The following is a 6,052-nucleotide window of genomic DNA, read 5'->3' on the forward strand; positions in this document are numbered from 1 at the left end:
TGTCCCACACCCGGCCACTGCCGTCAGGCTGAGGCTGCGGGGTCGCCGTCCAGCGTCAGCCAGGCCATGGCTTCGGTGCGGGAGGTGAAGAAACGGGTGGGGCACGGCAGCTTGCTGACGCCGAGCACGAAGTTGGCCATCACCTTATCCACGGGCGAGGATCCCAGCAGGGCGATGCGTGATGCCTGGCAGGGCCGGCCGAACACGGCCCGGGCACCACGGCTCACCTTCTCCGTCGTCGCCATGTCCACGAGCATGGGGCGGCGGGTCTCGCCGCAGAGTTCGTTGACCCTGCGCATCGCGCTCTCCGCGTCCGCCTCGCTGATGGAGGCACCGCGGGGCCAATGCAGCTGGAGGACGCCGCCGCCGTCCAGGCGCAGGTCCGCTTTGGCATCTTCTGCCGGCTGGTCCGTCACTTTGCCCTCCTTGCGATTTTTCTGGAGCTGCCCGCCCCGCATCCCCCTACAATGTACTCAACTGGGAGGGAAGGGGTCATTGTGGCGGCTGACATGCCGTGTGACTTGGGCGTGCCGCGGACCGCCGTGGTGGCAGACCCCGACGCCGGGCGGCTGGCCCGGAACACTGCAGCCCTGCAGGACGCCGGCTTCCACGTGCTCCCCGCCGGGGACGCCGGAGCACTGGTCCAACTGCTGGCAGGAGGCCGGCCTGATGTGATCGTCGCGGACGCGCCGCTGCTCCCCGCCATTGATTCAGAGGCGCCCGTCCTGGTGATGGTGGACCTGGACAATCCTGCCGAAACGTCCGTCCGCCCCGCCGGAATCCATGACTGCATCACCAAACCGCCGGCCCCACGGGAGCTCGTACACCGCGCCTCGGCCCTGATCGACCTGGTGGCCCGCCGCACCGCGTCCCGCCAGGACGCCGAAGCCCTGCGCGAGCAACTGCGCCTGGTGTCCGCCGCCCTTCGGGCAACCAATGATCCGCAGGAGATTGCGGACCATGTGGTGGCCGGCTTCGGCACCACTTTCAAGGCCGACCATGTCCGGCTGGTCACCTTCGAGGACGAGCGGGTCCCGCGGATCAACGCCTCATGGGACAGCCCGGGGTTGGGACCGCTGCCAGACAGCGTCCTGCCGGACGAGGACGAGGCGCGCAGGACGGCCGACCTGCTGTGGGCGGGAGCCGAGACGCTCTCCTCCGAAGCCGGCGAAGCCGAGGAAGGCGAGCACGGTGGCCCCGCCCCCGCAGACGGCAGGACGACGACGGCCGGTGACGCGCCGTCGTCGGACCTTACCCCTGCGTTTTCGACCCTGGCGGTCCCCATGGGCGAAGGAAGTTCCTCGCTGGGCATCATCTGGATCACCCTGGCGGACCGGGCACGGAAGTGGTCCCGCGCGGAGCTGGGACTCATCCAGCACGTGGCCGGAAACGCCGCGCACGGGCTCATCCAAAGCCACCTGATCAGCAGCCAGCAGCAGGTGGTCAAGCAGCTCCAGCAGCTGGACAAGGCCAAGACCGATTTCCTCGCCACGGTCAACCATGAGCTCCGCACGCCGCTGACATCGATCATTGCCTACCTGGACATGATCCAGGAGAGCAGCGAGCAGCCTGTCTCCCCCGAGGTCCACCAGATGCTGGACATCGTGGTGCGGAACACCGAACGCCTCCGCACCCTGATCGAGGACATGCTCAGCGTTTCCCGCAACGGGCTCGATGACACCCTGATGCACCTCACCCCGGTCCGCCTGGGGCAGACCCTGGACATCGTGGCATCCGCGCTCCGGCCCCTGGCCCGGCAGCAGAACGTGACCATCGCTGTGGAACCGGTCCCGGAGGACCCGGAGATCCTCGCGGACGAGGTGCAGCTGCAGCAGGTGTTCACCAACCTGGTCTCGAACGCCATCAAGTTCACCCCCAGCGGCGGGCGGATCGAGGTGGGCAGCGAGTCGCATGCCGCCGAGGACGGCACCCGCTGGGCAACGGTGAGCGTCGCGGATACGGGGATCGGCATCTCGAGCGACGAAATCGACCATGTTTTCACCCGCTTCTACCGGGCGTCCAACGCCATGTCGGGAGCTATTCCGGGGACCGGGCTTGGCCTGGCGATCACCAAGGACATTGTGGCCCGCCACGGAGGCAAAATAGATGTGGCGTCCACGTTGGGCGCGGGCACCACCGTCACGGTCAGCCTCCCCCTGGACGCCGACCGCTCCCGGGCCAACTGAGCGGCCGCTGTCAGATTTTGAGCGAGGGAAGGAGGAACCCTGATGTTCGCCGACAATGATCCCCGGCTCTCCCAGCTGCTGGAAGGCATTGTCCGGCTGGCATCCGGCGACCTCAGCTCGCGGATCGAAGTGTCCCCGGCCCGTGACGAGCTGGATGCCATCATCATGGGCACCAACCTGCTGGCCGAAGACCTCCAGATCATCTACGAGGAGCTGGAGCAGCGCGTGCAGGTCCGCACCCAGCTCCTGCACGAGGCACACCTCGAAATGCAGAAGATGGCCATGCAGGACCCGCTCACGGGGCTGGCGAACAGGTCCGCCCTCATCGACGCCCTGAGGAACGCCCTCGAGGCCGCGGGCAGCCCCGGCGAGGGACCTGTCATTTTGCTCCTGGACCTGGACGCCTTCAAGTCCATCAACGACAGCATGGGCCACACAGCGGGCGACCAGGTCCTGATCACCGTGGGCGAACGGATCCGCGGAGCGGTGCGGGCCGCGGACGTGGTCGCGCGGCTGGGCGGCGACGAATTCGCAATCGTGATGCCTTCGGCCACCCCGGACCAGGCCACCGCTGTGGGGCACCGGATCCTTGCGGCACTCAAAGAGCCCATCGAACTGCCCGGCCGCAGCGTGCGCTGCGGTGCCAGCATCGGGTTGAGCGTGGGCGGTGGCGGGCAAACGCCCGAGGACATGCTGATGGAAGCCGACGTCGCCATGTACGCCTCCAAAGCCGAAGGCCAGAACCGGCTGCACCGCTTCGAGCCGGCACTGCTGCTGATGCGCCGGCTCCGCAGCCAGCTGGTGGACGACCTCCGCGCGGCCATCAAGAACGACGGGCTGATGCTGCACTACCAGCCGGTGGTGGAGCTCGCCACCGGCCGGGTTGAGGGCGTGGAGGCCCTGGTCCGCTGGAACCATCCCACCCGCGGGTTCATCATGCCCGACGAGTTCATACCGCTCGCCGAGGACGCCGGGCTGATTTCCGAACTCGGCCTCTGGGTGCTCCGCACGGCCGTGCACCAGCTCCGTGCCTGGATTGACGCGGCACTGGTGGACACCAGGTTCTCGGTCCGCATCAACATCTCGGCCACCGATTTGCAGAGCCTGCAGTTCATCGAGGACGTCCGGCAGGTGCTGAAGGAAACCGGCGTCAAACCCGAACAGGTGGTCCTGGAACTGACCGAGGTGGCGATCGTCAAGGGCAATGAGCTGGACCGCTATTCACTGGGCGGCCTCCGCGGCCTGGGCGTGGGCATCGAAATCGACGATTTCGGTACCGGTTACTCCTCCATAAGCTACCTGCGCCGCCTCCCGGTGGACCGGGTCAAGGTGGACCGCTCGCTGATCTCCGGGCTGGAGACCGATCCCAGCCAGCCGGCCTTGGTGGCGGCGGTGCTGCAGCTGGTCCGCGCCTGCGGGCTGGAAGCCGTGTGGGAAGGCGTGGAGACGGCGGAGCAGGCCGAGATCCTGCGCGGCCTGGGCTGCCTGAGCGCCCAGGGCTATTACTTCAGCCGGCCCCTTCCGCCGGAGCAGATTCCGGCCTTGTTGGCGGGACAGCAGGAAAGCGCTAACCAGTAACCAATAAACTACTGCGCTTTTGGTGCCGCCGATATACGATCAACGTGCGGTGTCTGGTTTTCCTGGCCGCGCAAGCTGGGGTGAACCGTATTCACCGGAGTTAAGGCGTTTAGAAATTGAACATTAATGGGCCACTGGGTCATTACTTCGTCAACTGGGGGCGTAGCTAATGTCGGTTCGTGTACAGGCATGGGGAATTATTGCCGCAGTCCTGGCGGACACTGATCCGTCCGGCGCGGCCGTCCGTCAACGCCTCAGCAACAGCCTCGACGAAAATCCCGGGGTCCCGGAGCGGGCCCTGCTGGAGTATCTGCTGGAAACTCGGCGCAGCGACGCCAACACCGCCGAAACGCCCGAAAGTGTACGGCAGATGCGGCTCACGCCGCCCGTGATGCCGCCAAAGCTCGCGGAAAAAGTCGATGCCATCCGCAGCATGTCACGGATCAGTGCGCTGCTCGAAAACCAGATGCTGATGACGGCATTTCAGCCCATTTACGGCCTCGCCGGCAAAACGGTGGTTGGCGTTGAAGCGCTGTCCCGCTTTGTCAGCGACGACGGCGCCGCCGCCGAGCTGTGGTTCGAGGAAGCGGCAGCGGTGGGCCTGGGTGCGAATTTGGAATTTTCCGCCCTCGGATCGGCGGCAGCAGCGGCCCGGGACCTTCCGCCGCACCTGTTCGTCTCCTTGAACATCAGCCCCACGTCCTGCCTGGACCCGCGGCTGCCCGAACTGTTCGAACACATCGACCTCCCCGCCAACAGGGTGGTGCTGGAGCTGACCGAGAGCATCGCGGACGAAGAGTACGCGCAGTTCATCGCGGCCATCAACCCGCTCCGTGACCAGGGCCTGCGGATCGCCGTCGACGATACGCATTCAGGCGCCGGGGCCCTGAGCCGGATGGTCCACCTGCGTCCCGACTTCCTGAAGGTGGGCCGGGACGTGATCGGCGGGGTGGACAACGACGGCATCCAGCGCGCCCTGGCCGCCTGCCTGGTGGATTTCACGCAGCAGATCGGCACCACCTTGGTTGCGGAAGGCATCGAAACAGTGGGGGAACTGAAGGTCCTCACCGAACTCGGAATCGACGCCGGCCAGGGCTACCTTTTGGGCCGGCCCTCGGTCCGGCCCAAAGACTGGGCTTCCTGGAACACCCGGCTGGACCCGGACGGGCTCAACCGGCAGCTGGTGGGCCCCGAGAAGACGGGCCGCAACCCCCAGGCGAACGACGCAACCTAAGCGGTTCCGCACACCAGCGGACCGGCCGGCCAACGCCCGCCGGTCCGCTTGTTTATTCTGTGCCTTTTACCCGTTCCGGGCGTCTACTCCTCGTGCCCCTGGTCGCCGCTCATCTGGTCCTCTGCCGGCGGCGTCTCTCCGGGAGGAACACCCCCGCCGGGCTCCAGCCCGGTGACGTTGCCTTCGGCGGGGTCCGGGTTGGGGGTGCGTGCCGGGTCCCGGCCGGCATCGGGGCCCGTGCCTGCCGCGTCCCCGGCTGCCCGGCCCTTGCCCGGCTGATCAGGGTTCGCGGGATCATTTTCCGGATGGTAGCTGCTCATCGTGCCTGTCCTTCCTGCCCGGCCGCGGTTCTTTGCCCCAGCTCTAGACTAATTGTAAGCATGCTGATAATTCTGGAAGGGTAGAGCGGGGCGGCAGCTGGGGCGCCCGGCACGCAATGTCAAGGAGGAGCAGTCATGGGAATCGGCGACAGCATCGGCAAGGCAGCAGAAAACGCCATGGAGGACCTGGCGGGAACGTCCAAGCCCACGGAGAAGCTGAACGTTCCGGACCCCACGGACCCTAACGACGACGTGGAGGTCCACTCCTCCATCAGTGAGGGATCCAACGCCATGGAGGCCGAGAAAGAGAAGGCACCCGGACTGAAGACCGGACCTGCACCCGGGCCGGTCTCGGAGAATCCCTTCGGTGGGGACACGGACGAGACGGACAATGACAGGGCGAACGACGACGGCGGACTGGCGGGCAGTGCCACAGCGCCGGGAGGCGCCGGCGGCCAGGGCGGCGTTTCCGGCGTGGCCGGCGGGCTGCCGGAGAGCGACCCGGACGAGCTTCGGGCCGATCCCACCGAGGGCGACCAGGACCCCTCAACCAGCACCGGACGCGGATAAGCGGCTAGGACGCTGGCGGGGGGGGGGGGGGGGGGGGGGGGGGGGGGGGGGGGGGGGGGGGGGGAGGGGGGGGGGGGGGGGGGGGGGGGGGGGGGGGGGGGGGGGGGGGGGGGGGAGGGGGGGGGGGGGGGGGGGGGGGGGGGGGGGGGGGGGGGGGGGGGGGG

The 6,052-nt window shown here is 67.7% G+C and carries 6 protein-coding genes; 4 read left to right on the forward strand and 2 right to left on the reverse strand.

Annotated features, from left to right (window positions below):
* Positions 1-23 precede the first annotated feature (23 nt).
* Entirely contained in the window at positions 24-416 is a 393-nt protein-coding gene (locus ACYQ1Z_RS15820; protein ID WP_459793501.1) for a DUF7793 family protein, read from the reverse strand.
* A 93-nt stretch (positions 417-509) separates the two neighbouring features.
* On the opposite strand from ACYQ1Z_RS15820, the gene ACYQ1Z_RS15825 reads away from it, so the two are divergent.
* From ACYQ1Z_RS15825 to ACYQ1Z_RS15835, 3 genes are all read left to right on the forward strand, one after another.
* On the forward strand, positions 510-2,186 hold the full coding sequence (locus ACYQ1Z_RS15825; RefSeq protein WP_459793502.1) for an ATP-binding protein: 1,677 nt from the start codon (positions 510-512) through the stop codon (positions 2,184-2,186).
* Positions 2,187-2,228: 42 nt separating this feature from the next.
* Positions 2,229-3,764: a putative bifunctional diguanylate cyclase/phosphodiesterase gene (locus tag ACYQ1Z_RS15830; RefSeq protein WP_459793503.1), complete on the forward strand. Its 1,536-nt coding sequence runs from the start codon at positions 2,229-2,231 to the stop codon at positions 3,762-3,764.
* 169 nt (positions 3,765-3,933) lie between these two features.
* Positions 3,934-4,998 (forward strand): EAL domain-containing protein, encoded by a 1,065-nt coding sequence (locus ACYQ1Z_RS15835; RefSeq protein WP_459793504.1) that lies wholly within the window; start codon positions 3,934-3,936, stop codon positions 4,996-4,998.
* A gap of 83 nt (positions 4,999-5,081) precedes the next feature.
* Here the strand turns inward: ACYQ1Z_RS15835 and ACYQ1Z_RS15840 are convergent, their stop codons facing one another.
* A complete protein-coding gene (locus tag ACYQ1Z_RS15840) occupies positions 5,082-5,318 on the reverse strand; it encodes a DUF6480 family protein (RefSeq protein ID WP_459793505.1) in 237 nt (78 codons plus the stop codon).
* A gap of 135 nt (positions 5,319-5,453) precedes the next feature.
* Between ACYQ1Z_RS15840 and ACYQ1Z_RS15845 the strand changes: the two genes are divergently transcribed.
* Positions 5,454-5,888 carry a hypothetical protein gene (locus ACYQ1Z_RS15845; RefSeq protein ID WP_459793506.1) on the forward strand — a complete coding sequence of 145 codons (435 nt, stop codon included), beginning with the start codon at positions 5,454-5,456 and terminating at the stop codon, positions 5,886-5,888.
* Positions 5,889-6,052: the final 164 nt, after the last annotated feature.

The organism is Arthrobacter sp. AD-310, from assembly GCF_054656615.1.

Excerpts from the sequence above, each read along its gene's own strand:
- ACYQ1Z_RS15840 (WP_459793505.1), bottom strand. The coding sequence starts at position 5,318 with ATGAGCAGCTACCATCCGGAAAATGATCCCGCGAACCCTGATCAGCCG.
- ACYQ1Z_RS15835 (WP_459793504.1), top strand. The coding sequence starts at position 3,934 with ATGTCGGTTCGTGTACAGGCATGGGGAATTATTGCCGCAGTCCTGGCG.
- ACYQ1Z_RS15830 (WP_459793503.1), top strand. The coding sequence starts at position 2,229 with ATGTTCGCCGACAATGATCCCCGGCTCTCCCAGCTGCTGGAAGGCATT.
- ACYQ1Z_RS15825 (WP_459793502.1), top strand. The coding sequence starts at position 510 with ATGCCGTGTGACTTGGGCGTGCCGCGGACCGCCGTGGTGGCAGACCCC.
- ACYQ1Z_RS15845 (WP_459793506.1), top strand. The coding sequence starts at position 5,454 with ATGGGAATCGGCGACAGCATCGGCAAGGCAGCAGAAAACGCCATGGAG.